18 protein-coding genes are annotated in these 17,888 nt (G+C 55.4%); 6 read left to right on the top strand and 12 right to left on the bottom strand.

Annotated features, from left to right (window positions below):
* Positions 1-37 precede the first annotated feature (37 nt).
* Entirely contained in the window at positions 38-1,153 is a 1,116-nt protein-coding gene (locus GO984_RS17650; protein ID WP_157023923.1) for an AAA family ATPase, read from the top strand.
* 391 nt (positions 1,154-1,544) lie between these two features.
* Here the strand turns inward: GO984_RS17650 and ureG are convergent, their stop codons facing one another.
* From ureG to GO984_RS17615, 8 genes are all read right to left on the bottom strand, one after another.
* Positions 1,545-2,213, bottom strand: a complete 669-nt coding sequence (ureG, locus tag GO984_RS17645; protein WP_157023922.1) for an urease accessory protein UreG — start codon at positions 2,211-2,213, stop codon at positions 1,545-1,547.
* Positions 2,210-2,881: an urease accessory protein UreF gene (locus tag GO984_RS17640; protein ID WP_245231163.1), complete on the bottom strand. Its 672-nt coding sequence runs from the start codon at positions 2,879-2,881 to the stop codon at positions 2,210-2,212. Before GO984_RS17640 ends, ureG begins: the two co-directional genes overlap by 4 nt.
* Positions 2,847-3,302, bottom strand: a complete 456-nt coding sequence (locus GO984_RS17635; RefSeq protein WP_157023921.1) for an urease accessory protein UreE — start codon at positions 3,300-3,302, stop codon at positions 2,847-2,849. The genes GO984_RS17640 and GO984_RS17635 overlap by 35 nt, the downstream gene beginning before the upstream one ends.
* A gap of 57 nt (positions 3,303-3,359) precedes the next feature.
* On the bottom strand, positions 3,360-5,069 hold the full coding sequence (ureC, locus tag GO984_RS17630) for an urease subunit alpha (protein ID WP_157023920.1): 1,710 nt from the start codon (positions 5,067-5,069) through the stop codon (positions 3,360-3,362).
* 78 nt (positions 5,070-5,147) lie between these two features.
* Positions 5,148-5,453 (bottom strand): urease subunit beta, encoded by a 306-nt coding sequence (locus tag GO984_RS17625; protein WP_157023919.1) that lies wholly within the window; start codon positions 5,451-5,453, stop codon positions 5,148-5,150.
* Entirely contained in the window at positions 5,450-5,620 is a 171-nt protein-coding gene (locus GO984_RS23410; protein WP_167740400.1) for a hypothetical protein, read from the bottom strand. The genes GO984_RS17625 and GO984_RS23410 overlap by 4 nt, the downstream gene beginning before the upstream one ends.
* 10 nt (positions 5,621-5,630) lie before the next feature.
* Complete coding sequence (locus GO984_RS17620; RefSeq protein ID WP_157023918.1) at positions 5,631-5,933, bottom strand: urease subunit gamma; 303 nt, start codon at positions 5,931-5,933, stop codon at positions 5,631-5,633.
* Between the two features lies 1 nt (position 5,934).
* Positions 5,935-6,816, bottom strand: coding sequence for an urease accessory protein UreD (locus GO984_RS17615; RefSeq protein WP_157023917.1), 882 nt, complete (start codon positions 6,814-6,816; stop codon positions 5,935-5,937).
* 346 nt (positions 6,817-7,162) lie between these two features.
* Here GO984_RS17615 and urtA point away from each other — a divergent pair, with 346 nt between their 5' ends.
* The 5 genes from urtA to urtE all read left to right on the top strand — a co-directional run bounded on the left by urtA (position 7,163) and on the right by urtE (position 13,062).
* Positions 7,163-8,440: an urea ABC transporter substrate-binding protein gene (gene urtA / locus GO984_RS17610; protein ID WP_157023916.1), complete on the top strand. Its 1,278-nt coding sequence runs from the start codon at positions 7,163-7,165 to the stop codon at positions 8,438-8,440.
* A 62-nt stretch (positions 8,441-8,502) separates the two neighbouring features.
* On the top strand, positions 8,503-10,458 hold the full coding sequence (gene urtB, locus GO984_RS17605; RefSeq protein ID WP_157023915.1) for an urea ABC transporter permease subunit UrtB: 1,956 nt from the start codon (positions 8,503-8,505) through the stop codon (positions 10,456-10,458).
* Positions 10,459-10,461: 3 nt separating this feature from the next.
* Positions 10,462-11,628 carry an urea ABC transporter permease subunit UrtC gene (urtC, locus tag GO984_RS17600; RefSeq protein ID WP_157023914.1) on the top strand — a complete coding sequence of 389 codons (1,167 nt, stop codon included), beginning with the start codon at positions 10,462-10,464 and terminating at the stop codon, positions 11,626-11,628.
* Complete coding sequence (urtD, locus tag GO984_RS17595) at positions 11,625-12,365, top strand: urea ABC transporter ATP-binding protein UrtD (protein ID WP_157023913.1); 741 nt, start codon at positions 11,625-11,627, stop codon at positions 12,363-12,365. The genes urtC and urtD overlap by 4 nt, the downstream gene beginning before the upstream one ends.
* A 1-nt stretch (position 12,366) precedes the next feature.
* Positions 12,367-13,062 (top strand): urea ABC transporter ATP-binding subunit UrtE, encoded by a 696-nt coding sequence (urtE, locus tag GO984_RS17590; protein WP_157023912.1) that lies wholly within the window; start codon positions 12,367-12,369, stop codon positions 13,060-13,062.
* Between the two features lie 47 nt (positions 13,063-13,109).
* On the opposite strand, the gene GO984_RS17585 is transcribed toward urtE, so the two are convergent.
* The 4 genes from GO984_RS17585 to GO984_RS17570 are packed head-to-tail and all read right to left on the bottom strand — an operon-like array spanning position 13,110 to position 17,855.
* Positions 13,110-14,162, bottom strand: coding sequence for an ABC transporter ATP-binding protein (locus tag GO984_RS17585; RefSeq protein WP_157023911.1), 1,053 nt, complete (start codon positions 14,160-14,162; stop codon positions 13,110-13,112).
* Positions 14,162-15,406, bottom strand: a complete 1,245-nt coding sequence (locus tag GO984_RS17580) for an MGH1-like glycoside hydrolase domain-containing protein (RefSeq protein WP_157023910.1) — start codon at positions 15,404-15,406, stop codon at positions 14,162-14,164. The genes GO984_RS17585 and GO984_RS17580 overlap by 1 nt, the downstream gene beginning before the upstream one ends.
* A gap of 5 nt (positions 15,407-15,411) precedes the next feature.
* On the bottom strand, positions 15,412-16,620 hold the full coding sequence (locus GO984_RS17575; RefSeq protein WP_157023909.1) for a carbohydrate ABC transporter permease: 1,209 nt from the start codon (positions 16,618-16,620) through the stop codon (positions 15,412-15,414).
* The gene (locus tag GO984_RS17570) at positions 16,620-17,855 is read right to left on the bottom strand and encodes a carbohydrate ABC transporter permease (RefSeq protein ID WP_157023908.1); all 1,236 of its coding nucleotides are present in this window, start codon (positions 17,853-17,855) and stop codon (positions 16,620-16,622) included. The genes GO984_RS17575 and GO984_RS17570 overlap by 1 nt, the downstream gene beginning before the upstream one ends.
* Between the last annotated feature and the right edge of the window lie 33 nt (positions 17,856-17,888).

Here is a 17,888-nt window from a genome sequence, read left to right as displayed (position 1 = left end):
GCTTCAGTCCCATAGTCAGTCTCCTTTGTTGCAGTAAATGCTATCAAAGGAGCGGCATCAAACTGCGACAGGTCCATTTTCGGAATGGCAAAAGCGCGGGCACCTCGGTGACTTCCTAAGAGCGATGTCAAATACCTTTGAAGAGGCCAAGAAAAGCTCACCATCCGTTCTGTTCATTGATGAAATGGACAGTTTTTTGGAAGATTCAGACGGCAAGAACTCTAGCTATGACACGAAAGCCGTCAAGGGCATTCTAGAACAGTTAGATGGCATCCGGGGCTGCGAGGGAGTTGGCGTCGTCGCCGCCGCAAATAACTTGGAAAAGATTCCAGCTGCGATCAGAAGATCAGGACGCTTCGACAATATCGTAACAATACCATTGCCTGACCGTTCAGACCTGGCGGTGATCTTCAAACAGCATCCGAAGCCCGCAGAAACTGATATCGATCTCCAAGCATGTTCAGTACAGGGCTTAGGAAAAACCGGTGCCGATTGTGCGGCCGCGGTCAGGAAGGGGCGGGCCATAGCGCGTCGTACGAAACGCCAGCTGACGACTTCTGATATACTTCATTCACTGAGTGGCGACCTCTGCAATATATCTAAAGATCTTCGGTTCAGGATGTCTGTACACGAATGTGGGCATGCGCTCATAGGCAGCTCTTACTCGGAGTTAACGGTCGAGTTTCTGAGGATCTCCGAACAGGGAGGCGAATGCCGGATAACTGGACAGGAGATGATCCATACAGCCGCAACAATGCATCGTGATCGAACGATCCTGTTAGGGGGGCGTATGGCGGAGATCCTCATACTGGGCGCGCCGTCTAGCGGCTCGGGCGGAGACCACGATTCCGATCTCGCTAAAATAGCAATCTCGGCAGCCAACGAAGCTGGTGCCTTTGGCCTCGGTCAAACCGGGGCGATCTGGCTTGGTGCAAGCAACTCAGAAGCGCTGTTGAGGGACGTTTACAACTGCAACCTGCCCGAGGTCGCGGAGCTCATTGCAGCTGCAGAGGTCGAAGCCCGGCGTCGGTTGGAACCTCTTCGTTCACATCTGACGGTGATGGCGGAGGCGCTCATGGAGACGGGGGTCCTGACCGGGGAACGACTCACGGAACTTTTGGCGGGAGGGGGAGCGCCAGAAGCTATGGGTTGAAATCAGTGCTTCGGTTGCGTCTGAGGTTTGGGCCAGGGCACCGTCTTAAGAAACCACTAGCAATGACTGTAGGCCTCGGGTTCCCTAACTAAAGCGCGGACCAATTAATTGATAGAAGATCATTGCCTCCCAAAGATCTTGAGCCCATGATCCAGCTCAAGGGTGACGGCTTCTATCTTGCGCAATACGCTAGAAAATCCAGTAGTTTGAGCTGCTTTCGAGCGGAGATGTTAAGCCGTGAACGGCGCAATCTTTCTAACTTCTATTGGGAACGGTATAAACACGCAGACTGTCGCTCTCCCCCATCAGGTCTTGGATGTCTGAATGGCTTGTTGATGCACCGTCCGTTTACGTTGAATGTTGCGCTCTTCGTTCGTCATGAAAACTGCCTCTACCCGAAATTGGGTGATTTACAGAAAGTATCGCGAGAGTTCGTACTTACCACAGTGGAAAACCCACCAACCTCAGCAAGTTGAGCGATAATGTCCGCAACACCTTGGTTGTGTTTCAGGCTGGCAAAGAAGAATGGCCCATCGCCGCGCATTCGCTTTGCATCCCTCTCCATGACCTCGAGTGAGGCCCCGACGTAGGGGGCCAGATCGGTTTTGTTGATGACCAGTAGATCAGAACGGGTGATTGCCGGGCCGCCCTTTCGCGGGATTTCCTCACCTGCGGCCACGTCGATGACATAGATGGTAACATCTGCCAGTTCGGGGCTGAAGGTGGCTGACAGGTTATCGCCGCCGCTTTCAATCAGGACAATTTCAAGGTCAGGATGCCGGTTTTGCATCTCGGAAATTGCGGCGAGGTTGATCGAGGCATCTTCGCGAATGGCGGTATGTGGGCAGCCGCCGGTTTCGACACCGATTACGCGATCATGCGGTAGCACCTGCATCCGCATCAGCGCTTCAGCGTCTTCCTGCGTATAGATGTCATTGGTGATGACCCCAATTGAGTGAGTTTTGGATAGACCGCGCGCAAGGGCGGCGGTCAGGGTGGTTTTGCCAGCGCCGACTGGGCCACCGATGCCTATCCGCAGGGGGCCATTAAAAGTGCTCATGAGCGAAACATCCTTGAGTATTGGGTTTCGTGTTGCATTGTTGCGATGTCGGCCAGAAAGCAGGAGCCGCTGAGGTCGGTGAGATCCGATGTCAGAGCGTCTTGCGTTATCTGAGCAATCAAGGGCGCCAAATCTGTCAGAATACGTTGTCCTTCGACTTGTCCGACTCGCATCAACCGCTGCGCGGCTGCGACAAGGTTGGAAACAAAGGAATGAAGGTACATATGTACGGTCAAATCCAGCGGTAGACCGTGCCGCCGCGCCGCATAGCCAAGTCCAACCGGATAAGTCAGATCTGGGATGTCATGGTCTGAAATCGCCGAGGTGGTCTGGCAAAAGGCAGCACCTTGCAGAGCTGTCTCGGCCAGACGCTCTTTGGACGGGGCAAAGGCCCGTGCCTGTTGCTCGATATCCTGCAACGCTTCGGCGTTTTCACTGCGATAGGCGGCGACCAGTAAAATTGGATCACTGTAACCGGCACCATTTTTTAGCAGGTCAGTCAACCACATCCGTAGGTCATCACTGCTGATGATTGCACAAGTCCCAATTGCGGTCTCAAGGCCATGCGAATAGGCAAAAGCCCCAATCGGGTAGGACGGAGACAGCCATTGCTGGAGCCGGGTTAAACCGGGATCAGTGGGCATGGGAATGAGTGCGCCCGTGACCATAGGCGCCTCCTACCGGGGTAAAGGGCTCGATTACTTCGTTGAGGTTAGCGCCCAGTTGTTTCAACATGTCGTGAATCACATGATCACATTGGATCAGCAGGCGGGTGGGTTCGATCTGGCACGGGGTGTGGCGGTTGCCTATGTGCCAAGCCAGTTGGGTCATGTCATTGCCGGTGACCTGCAACAGCTTTTCCGATGCGGCGACCACTTCGATCTCGCCACCACCGTCCAGCAGCAGCACGCCCTTGTGGTCCAGAGATGTGGTTTGGGGGAGATCAACCAGCAGTTTTTGACCCGCCTCAGTGGTTAGTACCTTACGACGCATAAAGCGGGCGTCGTAATCAAGCACCACCCGATCAACCGGGGATGTGTCATGGGCATGGCTGTGATAGGCACGGCAGGCCATCGACGGGGCGCTCATGACAGCGCCCTATGGGAAGGGCAGATATCGTAATGAGTTCTTTGCATATTTTACCTCTTAAAACAGGAAGTAGCGTTGGGCCATCGGTAGGACCTCAGCTGGTTGGCAGGTCAAAAGCTCACCGTCGGCGCGCACTTCATAGGTTTCGGGGTTCACGTCCATTTCGGGCGTAGCATTGTTTAGGATCAGGTCCGACTTGCCGATGTTGCGGGTGTTGCGCACCGCCACGGTTTGCTTGGCCAGACCCAGTTTTTCACCAATACCGTCCGCCTGAGCGGCCTCGGATACGAAGGTGACGGCACTGTTTTCCAGAGAGCGGCCGTAGGCGCCAAACATCGGGCGGGTGTAGACAGGTTGCGGTGTTGGGATCGAGGCATTTGGGTCGCCCATCTGGGCGCAGACAATGCTGCCCGACATCAGAACCATCTCGGGTTTCACCCCAAAAAACGCCGGGTCCCACAACACCAGATCGGCGCGCTTGCCTTCGGTTATGCTGCCGATTTCATGACTAATGCCGTGGGCAATGGCAGGGTTAATGGTGTATTTGGCAATGTAGCGCCGCACCCGAAAGTTATCGTTTTCGCCGGTCTCTTCGGCCAGACGCCCGCGCTGTTTTTTCATCTTGTCGGCGGTCTGCCAAGTTCGGATCAGCACCTCGCCGACGCGGCCCATGGCCTGGCTGTCGGATGCTATGATTGAGAAAGCGCCCATGTCGTGCAGAATATCCTCGGCGGCAATGGTCTCGCGGCGGATGCGGCTTTCGGCAAAGGCGACATCTTCGGGGATGGATTTGTCCAGATGGTGACAGACCATCAGCATATCCAGATGCTCTTCTAGTGTGTTGATCGTAAAGGGCCGCGTTGGATTGGTGGAGGAGGGCAGAACATGCTCTTCGCCACAGATCTTGATAATGTCCGGCGCGTGACCGCCGCCGGCACCTTCGGTGTGGAAGGCGTGAATAGTGCGGCCCTTCATGGCGTTGACAGTGTGTTCGACAAAGCCGGACTCATTCAGTGTGTCTGTGTGGATCATCACCTGAACGTCCATGGCGTCGGCGACACCAAGGCAACAATCGATGGTCGCAGGGGTGGTGCCCCAGTCCTCGTGCAGTTTCAGCGCACAAGCGCCGCCTTTCACCTGTTCTTCCAGAGCAAAGGGCAGGCTGGCGTTGCCCTTACCGGCAAAAGCCAGGTTCATTGGAAAGGCATCGGCCGACTGCAACATGCGCCCGATATGCCAGGGGCCGGGGGTGCAGGTGGTGGCCAAGGTGCCATGCGCCGGGCCGGTGCCGCCGCCCAGCATGGTGGTCAGTCCCGAATGCAGCGCGTCCTCAATCTGTTGGGGACAAATGAAATGGATATGGCTGTCGAAGCCACCCGCCGTCAGAATTTTGCCTTCACCGGCGATGATCTCGGTTCCAGGGCCGATGATGATATCAACGCCGGGTTGGGTGTCGGGGTTGCCAGCTTTACCCAGTTTGGCAATGCGCCCGTCCTTCAGGCCCACATCAGCCTTGAAGATACCTGAGTGATCAATAATCAGCGCGTTGGTGATGACCGTATCCACCGCCCCATCAGCGCGAGTGACTTGTGATTGGCCCATTCCGTCGCGGATTACTTTGCCACCACCGAATTTGACTTCTTCGCCATAGGTGGTCAGATCGCTCTCGACCTCGATAATCAGATCGGTATCGGCCAGACGGAGACGGTCGCCCGTGGTGGGGCCATACATTGCGGCATAGTCGGAGCGTTTGATTGTGGCTGGCATCTTGTGGCCTCCAATGCGTCGGATACGGTGGTGTCTTGCGGATTTTTTGAGGATGGTTCGGCTGATAGTGACGGTAAGTTACAGGTTCCCCATCACTTTTTGATTGAACCCATAGATCCGCCGGTCCCCGGAAATAGGGATCAGGTTCACCTCGCGCCGTTGTCCCGGCTCGAACCGCACCGCTGTTCCGGCGGCAATGTCGAGCCGCAGGCCATGTGCCACGGTCCGGTCGAACTCAAGTGCCGGGTTGCTTTCGGCAAAATGGTAATGGCTGCCAACCTGCACCGGACGATCGCCGGTATTGGCAACCATCAGCGTCACCGCCTTGGTTCCGTCGTTCAGTACCATATCGCCCGCGGCTGGAAACAACTCTCCGGGGATCATTTGCGGCTGCTGCGCGCATAGGCTAGCGCTGTGGCGCCAGCGATGGCGGTCAGGCCCAGCACAACCGGCAACCAGCTGCTGGCTTCATGCGGGTGGATATGGGCGCCACTGTGGGACAGGGCAGGGGAGGCAAAAGCGATCAACGGTAGAAATATCAGAGTTTTCATCGGGATGTCCTTATCGAATGGGGTTGTGAACGGTGACAAGTTTGGTGCCGTCCGGGAATGTGGCCTCGACCTGCACTTCGGGGATCATCTCCGAAATGCCGTCCATGCAGTGTTCAACCGAGATGATCTCGGCTCCGGCTTCCATCATGTCGGCAACGGATCGGCCATCCCGGGCGCCTTCGACAACGGCGTCGGTGATCAGAGCAATCGCCTCGGGGTAGTTCAGTTTGACGCCACGGGCCAACCGCTTGCGCGCGACCTCGGCGGCCATGGCAATCAGCAGTTTGTCTTTCTCGCGGGGGGTCAGGTTCATATCAGAGTCTCCAGCACAGCGGCAGACCGTTGTCAGTGAGCCGGTCAAGAATGGGTAAAAGGGACTTGCGTAGGACAAAGCTGTCTTTGGCGAGCAGACGTAACACCAGCAGGTCATCGCCAATCAGCGACACACCTCCGGTGTCAGGCAGGGCGTCACGTAAGAACGTCAGGTGACGCCCTGCATCCGGAGCAGTGAATATCAGGTTGGCCATGGCATTTGCGCCATTGGCCACGGCGGGGCGGGACAGTTTGGCTGTGATGTCCCCGTGCAGCCGAACCGCATCGTAATAGAGACGCTGTCCATTGCGACGTATGTCGATACAATCATTGAACCGTGCGTCACTTAGCACTTCGCCCATGGCAATTCGGCCAAATACCAGCGGTTCGACCACCAGCAAGGTGGCATCTTTGGCCAAGTTTGCGGTGAGATGGCGTTGGAAGGAACAATGATTATACAGAATGGTTTCTTGCGGCATCCAGTTCAGGCGCGCACCGGTGCCAACACGCAGGCGGGTGTCCATCCCACCAGTCTGTCCTGGTTGTGCGCGATATACCCGTTCTGCGGCTTGGGTGGTCAGTGTCATGTGACAGTTGCCTACAGCCTCTGCCGAAATGGAGAAACGGTCACCGCCGGTTATGCCACCCGCAGTATTGATCATCACGGCCTCAAGGCCGGAAGCCCTGCGCGGGAACAGTAGTTTAAGCGCACCAGACTGGCGCAGATTTGCCAGGCAAGATTTGCCGCCTTTGAAACGCCCGACAACCCGCACAGCCCCAATGGCACGGGGTTGCGCAGCCTCTGATGTTGCAGTGTTTATGTCCTGGCGAATGGTGATGTCGGTTTCCTCGATACCCTGTTCTCGACAGAATATGGAGCACATCAAGGTAGCGATAACTAGAAAACCGGCAGTGTAAGCCGGGGCACAAAAGGCGGGTGGGTAATAATTGGGCGCACCTGCAATTATTCGCCTAGAAATTGATCATTTGTAATTTTTGCCCAGAAATTAAGGGGTGCCGCAGTTGCCAATCATCCGGTCAAGCAGAACCTCTGGTGCCACTGAGAGCGCAATCATCTTTGTGATGTCAGTGAAAATAGGTGTGTGACGACCAAACGAATTGGACCTCGATGCGGCCGCCACACGATTTGCAACAAACGTTGCAGGGTCGACGTAGTAGTGCCGTCTGTAAAAGGCAAGTACTCCTGCGCGCTCTGTCTGGAGAGATACGATGACCTTTCTAAAGAAAACCGCGGCTAGCGTACTGGCTTTGAGCGTCATGACTGGTGCGGCAATTGCCGGTGGCACAATCAAAGTTGGCGTTCTACATTCGCTGTCCGGCACCATGGCCATTTCAGAAACCACCTTGAAAGACACCATGTTAATGCTGATCGACGAGCAAAATGCCAAAGGTGGCTTGCTGGGTAAGCAACTGGAAGCTGTTGTGGTTGACCCCGCGTCGGACTGGCCGCTGTTTGCTGAAAAAGCGCGCGAACTGATCTCTGTACATGATGTTGACGTGATCTTTGGCAACTGGACTTCTGTGTCCCGTAAATCGGTTCTACCGGTGATTGAAGAGCTGAACGGCCTGCTGTTCTACCCAGTTCAGTACGAAGGCGAAGAAAGCTCGAAGAACGTCTTTTACACTGGTGCCGCGCCAAACCAACAGGCGATCCCAGCCACCGATTACTTCCTCGAAGAATTGGGCGTAGAAAAGTTTGCACTGCTGGGTACGGACTATGTCTATCCCCGCACAACCAACAACATTCTTGAGGCCTATCTGCAGGGCAAAGGCGTGTCCGACGGCGACATCTTTGTCAACTACACACCCTTTGGTCATTCGGACTGGTCTAAAATTGTTGCAGACGTTGTAGCACTGGGGGCCGACGGCAAAAAGGTCGGCGTGATCTCAACCATCAATGGCGACGCAAACATCGGCTTCTACAAAGAACTGGCAGCAGCTGGCATCTCGGCTGACGATATCCCTGTTGTTGCCTTCTCTGTTGGTGAAGAAGAACTGTCTGGTCTGGATACTTCCAATCTCGTTGGGCACCTGGCAGCCTGGAATTACTTCCAGTCGGCAGACACCGAGGTCAACGAAGCCTTTGTCGCCAAATGGAAAGAAACTATGGGCGAAGAACGTGTGACCAATGACCCGATGGAAGCACACTATATCGGCTTCAACATGTGGGTGAACGCAGCTACGGCTGCTGGCTCCACGGATGTGGATGCTGTTCGGACCGCGATGTATGGTCAGGAATTTGGCAATCTGACTGGCGGTACCGCTGTGATGCTGCCGAACCATCACCTAGCCAAGCCGGTTCTGATAGGCGAAATTCAGGACGACGGTCAGTTCGATATCATCAGCCAGACGGATGAAGTCGCCGGTGATGCTTGGACTGACTTCCTGCCAGAATCGTCGGTTCTGAAATCCGATTGGAAAGACCTGGGTTGCGGTATGTACAACACCACAACACAGACCTGCGTTCAGACACTGTCGAACTACTAAGGTTCGGATAGATATGACGAGAGCCTGTTGGCTCTCGTCCCTTGCTGGGCGGACAAATTACCATGATACGAATACTAATTGCTTGCCTGGCACTGATGTGCTGGGGTCAGGCTGGGCTTGCCCTGGACCTGACGTTGCAGGAGATCCTGCAACAGAATAAAAAACTGGTTGAAAAACCGTCGCGTAAGACAATTGGACCAGTCATTGAAGAGATCGCAGCCAGCAACCTGTCACAAGTGCAGGGCTTTCTGGAGGCCTGGGGCAACAAACAGGTCTGGCAGCGTCGCTCCGATGGGTTGTTTTTCTTTGGCACCGCAGTAGCCAAGCGGCAGTATGAACTGACCGACCCCGACAGCGGCGAAAGCGTTGGTGAATTCACCAAGAAAGATCTGAAACAGTTGAAACCTAACAGCGGCGTGCGTGCTTTGATCGCCACCGCCCTGGTTCAGTTCCAACTGTCCGACCTAGATCCCGTCAAACGGGCTGAGGCCCTTCAGGCGATGGAACGCGCGCCCACTGCCAAGCATTTGGCCCCTCTACGGCTCTCGATTGAAAATGAGCTGGACGCCGACCTTAAGGCGCGCAAATCTCGACTGGAACGTCTTCTGACCATTTCCTTTGATCCCGACACGGCCACCCGCGTCGCGGCGATCCAATCCTTCGAAGGTGATCTTGGCGTGGATGTGCGGGCAACGCTCAATCCACTGGTTGTCACCTCTGTGAACATCACTTCTGGTGATTTGCCGACAGATGAAAACATAGCGCGCGTCATTAAACCCGGCAGCGAAGATCTGAGCGTGCCTGCGGCCTATGACCTCTTGGTTGCCAGCAAACTTGCACCGCCTGCCACCTCAGCCGAAGACATCCGCGCGGCGCTGGTTGCACATATCGACGGCGGTCAGGTTGCCAAAATTTCGGTTGCGCAACTGTCTGATCCTGAAATCCGCCGACAGGCCTATGACCGGTTGGCGGAACAGTCCTTGGTGCCCGCCTTTATTGATGAAGAAGACATCGCCAAAAAGCTGCTGGGCTATACGGTTTATGAAACCTTCGCGGAAACTTCCGTCGCAGTGACCGATGCTGCGCAGGCGGCCTTGTCCAAGATCGACTTAAATGTCGGTATGAACCAGACGCTGGACCTGACGCTTGATGCGATCTCTCTGGCATCTATCTACTTCCTCGCTGCTATCGGTTTGGCCATCACCTTTGGTGTGATGGGCGTGATCAACATGGCCCACGGCGAGTTCATCATGATGGGAGCCTATACCGGCTATGTGGTACAGCAAGTCATTCCAAACCATACGGTTTCCATCCTTGTGGCGCTGCCGCTTGCTTTTGCGGTGACCTTTGCCGCCGGTGTCGTGATGGAGCGGTTGGTGATCCGCTACCTGTACAACCGCCCACTGGAAACGCTGTTGGCTACATTTGGCATTTCAATCGCACTGCAACAGCTGGCCAAGAACATTTTTGGCACGCAGGCACGACCACTGACAGCGCCGGGTTGGCTGGATGGTGCCTGGGTTATGAACGACGTGGTGTCGATCAGTTTTATCCGCATTGCGATTTTCATCCTAGCGTTGATTTTTCTGGGCATGTTCCTGTTTATCATGAAGCGCACCCGGCTAGGTCTGGAAACCCGCACGGTCACTCAGAACCCACGGATGGCTGCGTCGATGGGCATCAACCCCGATCGTGTTAATATGCTGACCTTTGGACTGGGCTCGGGCATTGCGGGGGTCGCAGGAGTTGCCATTGGGCTGTTCGCCAAGGTCACTTCGGAAATGGGCAATGACTACATTGTGCAGAGTTTCATGACTGTGGTTGTCGGCGGCGTTGGCAACATTTGGGGCGCGCTGGCCGGGGCCACAATGATCGGCTTCCTGCAAAAAGGCATCGAGTGGGGCTACCCGTCCAACACCCTCGCTGCCCAGACCTACATGATCATCTTCATCATCATTTTCATCCAGTTCAAACCCCGAGGCATCATCGCTCTCAAGGGGCGAGCGGCAGGAGATTAACCCATGCGGACATCCTTTATCGCGAAAAAACCGTCAGTGCTTGTCTTCCTGCTGGCACTGGCCGCCTTCACCATCGCCGTGACCATTTTGTCCGAAGGGTTCGGTATTGGCGTGATCTCGACCAGTTTCATCAAGACACTGGGCAAGACTCTGTGCCTGTGCTTGATTGCCGTCGCCATGGATCTAGTCTGGGGCTTCACCGGTATCCTTAGCCTTGGTCACTTCGCCTTTTTCGGGCTGGGTGGTTACATGATCGGCATGTGGCTGATGTATGAACGCACTCGGCTGATCGTAAGCGAAGCGTTGATGCAGGGGCAGATCCCGCCCACCGATGCCGAAGTTATCGAGGGCATCGGCAACCAAATTTTTGGTGTGGTTGGCAGCAGCGAATTCCCCATTGTTTGGGCCTTTGCCGACAGTTTGGGTCTGCAACTGCTGCTGGTCGTTCTGGTTCCCGGCATTCTGGCCTTAATCTTTGGGTGGCTGGCATTTCGCAGCCGGGTCACTGGCGTTTACCTGTCCATCCTGACCCAAGCCATGACACTGGCGCTGGCGCTGTACTTGTTTCAGAACGACAGCGGATTGCGCGGCAATAACGGACTGTCCGGGTTGCAAAACCTGCCCGGCGTGGAAACACCGCAGTCCATCGTTTCGATGTGGTTCTTCCTTGCCTCTGCCCTTGCGTTGGCACTGGGCTATACGCTGGCCGCCTGGATCGTCTCGGGCAAGTTTGGCTCAGTCATCCGCGGCATCCGCGACAATGAAACCCGTGTGCGTTTCCTTGGCTATTCGGTCGAAGGGTTCAAGCTGGCGGTGTTCACCTTTACCGCCTGTATCGCTGCTATCGCCGGCGCGCTGTACTACCCTCAGGCGGGGATCATCAATCCAGCCGAAGTTGTGCCCATCGCCTCGATCTATCTGGCTGTTTGGGTTGCGATTGGCGGACGAGGACGCCTGTATGGTGCTGTCATCGGCGCAGGCTTTGTCAGCCTGATCTCTACTTGGTTCACTGGCGGTCAGGCACCTGACATCAACCTTGGCTTTTACACTATCAAATGGGTCGACTGGTGGCTGGTGCTGCTGGGCCTGTCCTTTGTCGCCGTCACCCTGTTCGCCCCCAAGGGCATCGGTGGTCTGTTTGACCGCCTGAAAAAGGAAGGCGGGGCATGAGTACGCTACTCGAAGTTTCGGGCGTTTCCGTCAGCTTTGATGGCTTCAAGGCCATCAATAACCTGTCGTTTCAAATCGCCGACGCCGAACTGCGCGCGGTGATTGGTCCCAATGGGGCGGGCAAGACCACATTTATGGATATAGTGACCGGTAAGACCCGCCCGGACGAAGGGCGGGTGATCTGGGGTGAGAGATCGGTTTCGTTGCTGCGGATGAATGAGGCCCAAATTGCGCGCGAGGGCATTGGCCGTAAGTTTCAGAAGCCGACGGTTTTCGAGAACCAGACTGTTCGCGAAAACTTTTTAATGGCATTGAAAAAGGATCGGGGTGTTCTGTCAGTTCTGCTCTTTCGGCCCAGCAAGGCGGACCATGAACAGGTTGATGCTCTGGCCGAACAGGTTGGTATGCTGGCTGAACTTGACCGCTTGGCTGGAGAACTAAGCCACGGCCAGAAACAATGGTTGGAAATCGGTATGTTGCTGGCACAGGAACCACGCCTGCTGCTGGTCGACGAACCTGCCGCCGGCATGACCCCGGAAGAACGTGAACACACATCCGAACTGCTGGTGCAAGCCGCCAAAACCCGCGCGGTTGTGGTGGTGGAACACGATATGGAATTTGTCCGCCGTCTGGGCTGCAAGGTCACAGTCCTTCACGAGGGCGCGGTATTGGCCGAGGGATCACTGGATCACGTGACCTCAAACTCTGACGTCATCGACGTCTATCTGGGGCGTTAACATGCTGAAACTCAAAGACCTCACGCTGCATTACGGGCATTCACAAATCCTCCATGACATCTCGATGGAGGCCAAGTCCGGCGAAGTCACCTGTGTAATGGGCTGTAACGGCGTTGGGAAAACCAGCCTGATGAAGGCGATCACTGGCACGCACGCGCGTTCGGGCGGTCAAATGTGGCTGGATGGTCAGGAATACGGTATGGACTCTGCGCATGTGTTGGCCCGCGCTGGCATTGCCTCGGTGCCGCAGGGTAGGGACATCTTTCCGCTGCTGACTGTGCGCGAGAATCTGGAAACCGGATTTTCCTGCTTGCCGCGGGACCAACACCATATTCCCGATCACATCTTTGAACTGTTCCCGGTTCTGCGCGACATGATCAACCGTCGCGGCGGCGATCTGTCCGGTGGCCAGCAACAGCAACTGGCCATTGGCCGCGCGCTGATTACCAAGCCCAAGCTGCTGATCCTTGATGAACCGACTGAGGGCATTCAGCCCAATATCATCCAGCAAATCGGCGAGGTCATCAAACTGCTGCGCGACCAGGGCGAGATGGCGATCATTTTAGTCGAGCAGTTCTTCGAATTTGCCTACGGGTTGGCGGATCAATGTGTGGTGCTGCGACGTGGCGAGATCATACTTGAAGGGGCGAAGGAAACGCTTTCCCGGGAAGAGCTTTTGGACGGGGTTTCCGTTTGAGATTATCATGAGGCAGAACACAAATATTTGCCTCATGACTTAGGGTGTCAACGGCTGACTCTTTGGTCGCTGTCATCAAAAAAGTGTAGATACTCTGGTTTGAAGTGCAGGCCCACTGTTTGTCCCACCTCAAGATCGGTATCCCCGCTGACCCGTACAGTCAGTTTCTCGGTGCTACCGTAGTCCATAATCAGGAATGTATCGGCGCCGAGGTATTCTATGACTTCGACCCGGGCGTCACACTGTCCGGTGTTGGATGTTGTCAGTTGAATGTGTTCGGGGCGGATGCCGACATGCTTGGCCGACTGTGTGAATGGGTAGGAGGCACCACCGCCGGCCGTTAGGTGATACTGTCCATCCGAGATTGAACAGGGCAGGATGTTCATTTTGGGGCTGCCGATGAATTGCGCCACAAACAGGTTGGCTGGGCTTTCATACAGTTTCCGCGGTGTTCCGACCTGTGCGATATGGCCATATTCCAGCACCACAATCCGATCCGCCAAAGTCATTGCCTCGACCTGATCATGGGTCACATAGATCATCGTGCGCTTTAGTTTCTGGTGCAGCTTGGCGATTTCATAGCGCATTTCCACCCGTAGGGCGGCGTCGAGGTTGGACAGGGGCTCATCAAACAAAAACGCGGTTGGGTCGCGTACGATGGAGCGGCCAATGGCCACCCGCTGTCGCTGTCCGCCCGACAGATCTTTGGGGCGGCGATCCAGAAAGTCGGTCAGCTTCAGAACTTGGGCGGCGTGTTCAACTCGCTCTTTGATTTCAGGTTTGGGGGCACCTGCAACCTTGAGTGAGAAGCCCATGTTTTCAGCAACGGATAAATGTGGGTACAGGGCATAGGACTGGAATACCATGGTCAACCCACGCTTTGACGGCGGGTGGTCGGTGACGTCAGTGCCGTTGATCGCTATGGCCCCGCGCGACGTGTCTTCCAGCCCACCAATCATACGCAGCAGGGTTGATTTGCCACAGCCTGATGGACCAACAAAGACCACAAACTCGCCGTCCTGAATGTTCAGGTCGATACCTTTGATCACCTGAACATTGCCAAACCATTTTTCGACGGACTTTAGTGCGATGCTGCCCATTATTCCTCTCCTGCCCAGGCCAACCATACTGCGGCAGTCCAGGTGAACGACTTACCCCCGGCGGGGCTGCCTGAGAGCGGGTCGAAATATTCCGCAAACCCGTGTTCAGAGATCAGCGCCCCTGTCTTGCGCGCAAGCTCGGCGGCTTCTGCGTGATGCCCTTGCTGCTCAAGCCCTAAGCCGATGAGCATGTTGACAACTGCCCAGGTTGGGCCACGCCAGTACCGGCGCGCGTCAAATGTGTCGCTATCCGGATCATTGCTGGGCACCGGGTATGGGACGGTTTCCAGCGTGTTGCGCAACCTGTCCATCATTTGGTCCGACTCGATGCCACCCAACCAGCATAAATAGGATGCGTTGGACAGGCATTCTGCCCATTCGCCACTCAACACATCACGAGAGTCAAAGGCGCCAAGATCGGTGTTCCACAAGGTGGCGGCTCCGGCTTCGAGGGTTTGAATGTCCTCGGCCAGGCCGATCGTGTCAAAGCCCAGTTCGGTCCCCATCGCCAAAAGATCCCTTGCTGCCCCCAATGTAGTGAAGGTCATAGTTGGATCCGCCACCCGGAATGGGCTCTGTTCACGTAGTGCGGCTTGATCCCAGTTTAGTTTGCGGCCCAGTTGAACCAATTTGATATATCGGTCGTAATCGAACTTTGTTGGTCGGTCGTCACTGTTTACGTGTGCAGTGTCGCGCCGGGTGTATTCCCCAACATCCGAGGCATTCATCCGGGCCATCGTGTTGTCCCAGTCGGGTGCATTATCGCGGCCAGTTTCCCAGGGATGGGTGGTACAGACAGCACCGCGATCCAGTCGCCATTGCATGATCCAGCGATGCCATGCCAGCATCTTGGGGTAGAGCACAACCATCCGTGATGCGCCTGCAACGGTGTCCTTTTCCCAAATCCGGCGGGCCATACTGGCGGCAATCGGGGGCTGAATAATCCCTGATGACGGGATCGGCCCACCACAGCCCCAAACATCGGGGCCGGGAAAATAACCGGAATCGGGTTGGTGGAACAGAATGTGCGGGACCATGCCATCTGCCCATTGCCCGGAAAACAGGGTCTCCAGTTCGACCCAAGCGCGATTGATATCGAACTCGGCAAAGCCCAATGCGGCAATCGCGCTGTCCCAGTTCCATTGGTAGGGGTACAGCCCCTTGGTCGGGATGGTATAGCTGCCCTTGTCATTCTGGGTCAGGATCTGCCGGGCTGCTTGGCCCAGGCTGTGTGTTGTCGTCATTTGGGTCATCCTTTGACAGATCCGGCTGTCAGGCCTTTGGTCATGAAACGTTCAAGTCCCAGGAACAGCGCCATGATTGGTACAGTAGCGATCACTGCCCCTGCCATCAGGTGTTGTCTGGGGATTTCGGAGGAGTTGAGCATCGACACACCGCGCGTCAGCGTGAACTTTGAGGGATCGTCCAACAGCATGAAGGCCAGCAGAAATTCATTCCAGGCTATCATGAAAACATAAAGCGAAACGGAGGCCAGCGCGGGCAGGCTCAGCGGTAGAGTGATCTTCCAGATCACCGACAGTCGCGACAATCCATCCATCAGGCCTGCTTCTTCGACCTCGGTTGGCAGGCCTCGGAAATAGCCCTGCAGCATGTACAGCGCCACAGGCACAGTAGTGACCGGATAGATTATCACAATACCGAGGATCGAGTTGCGCAAACCTGTCATTGAGAAAGCGATGTAGATTGGCAGTGCCAATACGATCATAGGCACCATGTAGATCAGCAGGATAGAGCGTGAGAACGCTTTTTGCCCTCTGAACCGGAACCGTGCCACTGCATAGGCGCCGGGCACGCTGAACAACAAGGTGATGAAGACAGTCAGTACCGAGATGTAAAACGACGTCCATAGGTAGCCGCCAAAATTAAAATCGGAAAACAGCTCGGTATAGCTTCGGAACAGGTCCCAGCCGCGGCTCAGTTCGATCGAGAAATCCAGTGGGTTTTGCAGCAGTTCCTGTTGTGATTTCAGGCTGGTCATCACCATCACATAGAAAGGGATTACGACGATAGCGGTGAAGAAGATATAGCCGAACCCGGTGCAAAACCGGATCACAGCGGCTTCGAATTCATGCCGCGTGAGCGTCGCATAAGGCACATCAAACAGGATTGCCTGTAGTGACAGATGCAGAATTGCTGCAAAGGCTACCAGCGTAATCAGGCGCGAGGTCAAGGTGACCTCGGGGCCGATCAGAACGGGGCCGACTTCTGTCAGGCAAGCCAAGGCTCCCGCTGCACTGAGCGCCAGACGTATCAAACCATTTTGGACCGGGAAGCGAACATATGAGAAACCGATCAATGCCCCCCAGATCAAGCTGAACAGAACCTGTGGGCGGAACAAGGCGCCAGTTGCAAAGGACATCGTCACAGCTAGGGTCGACGCGATGACCACCAGCCATAGCGCGCCCAGGATCGGGCCGGTTACATAGCCATTGCGCATCACAGACCCTCCTCACGGCTGATGAAACGGAAGAAGACAAAGCTGAACAGAAGCAGGCACAGCAAGATTACCACTGCGACCGCAGCCCCGGCGCCGATGTTTGAAATGGCAAAGGCCTGTTCATAGACATTCACGGTCAGTGTGCGTGTTCCGGCATTGCCCCCTGTCAGTAGGAAAATGTCGTCGAATTTGTTGAAGGTCCAAATGAAGCGCAGCAAGAAGAGAACCGACAGGATGCCCAGCAACTGTGGGATGCTGAGTAGCCAGAATTTCTGAAACGGAGAGGCCCCGTCCATGTCAGCGGCTTCATACATGCTGGTATCAATGGATTGCATCCGAGCCAAAATGAATAGGAACGACAATGGAAAATAGCGCCAGATTTCAAACACCGTCACCATGATCAGGGCCAGTGGCCGTTCACCAAAGAAATTAATCGGCGATTGTGACAGGCCCATTTGAAGCAGCAATGCATTGGCCGATCCTGAGAACGGGTCAAATAAGGTGACCCATGTAAAGGCTACGGCAATGACCGGCGCAACATAGGGGAACAGATACAGCCCGCGAATAAACCCCTGACCGCGAAAGCTCTTGTTCAACAACAACGCAGCAAAAAGTCCCATGACCAATGCACCAAGTGTTCCAAAAATCGTGTAGAATAGGGTGATCCAAAGGACCGACCAAAATTCATTACTGTCAAACAGACGTGAGAAGTTTTCCGAGCTAAATTCGAAGCTTGTCAGCACACTTGGACCCGCCCCAGTCATGACCGGTTTGGAGCCTTCGGCCAACTCCTCCAACGCGGACTCATCGCTTGTTGCCAGGACCGGCAGCCGCAATTTTTCGCGATCGCCGCCGTTCATGTCGCCAAAATCACAAATCAGATTGCGATTAGTCAGGTAACAGTGGTCTGGCAGGTTTTCTTTCAGCGTCAGCCCCAAGGGCAGCGTATCGCTGAGGGTAACACCGGTGATAGCAAGCTCTTGGCTGGAATTTCGGACCCGATATTCAAGGCGTAAATTGTCGCCTTCGCCGCGTAGGCTTTCCCGCACGATTGGCGCAGGTGGCCGCAGATCGGTCAGTGTGAAGGGTTTGAAACTGATCCAGATGATCGCCAGCAATGGCAAGACAACAACCAGGGAAATACTGATCATTGTTGGTGCCAGCAGTGCCCAGGCCAGACGCGCTTCGCGTTTGGCTAAGGCTCCCGAGCCGGATGGTGGGTGTGCCGTAGACATAGAAAACCTCGGAAGGGGTATGACAGCGGCGGA

Source organism: Parasedimentitalea huanghaiensis, from assembly GCF_009753675.1.
GTDB classification, from domain to species: domain Bacteria; phylum Pseudomonadota; class Alphaproteobacteria; order Rhodobacterales; family Rhodobacteraceae; genus Parasedimentitalea; species Parasedimentitalea huanghaiensis.
Note: the sequence above shows the minus strand (reverse complement) of the source record. Positions and strands in the feature narration are given on the sequence as shown.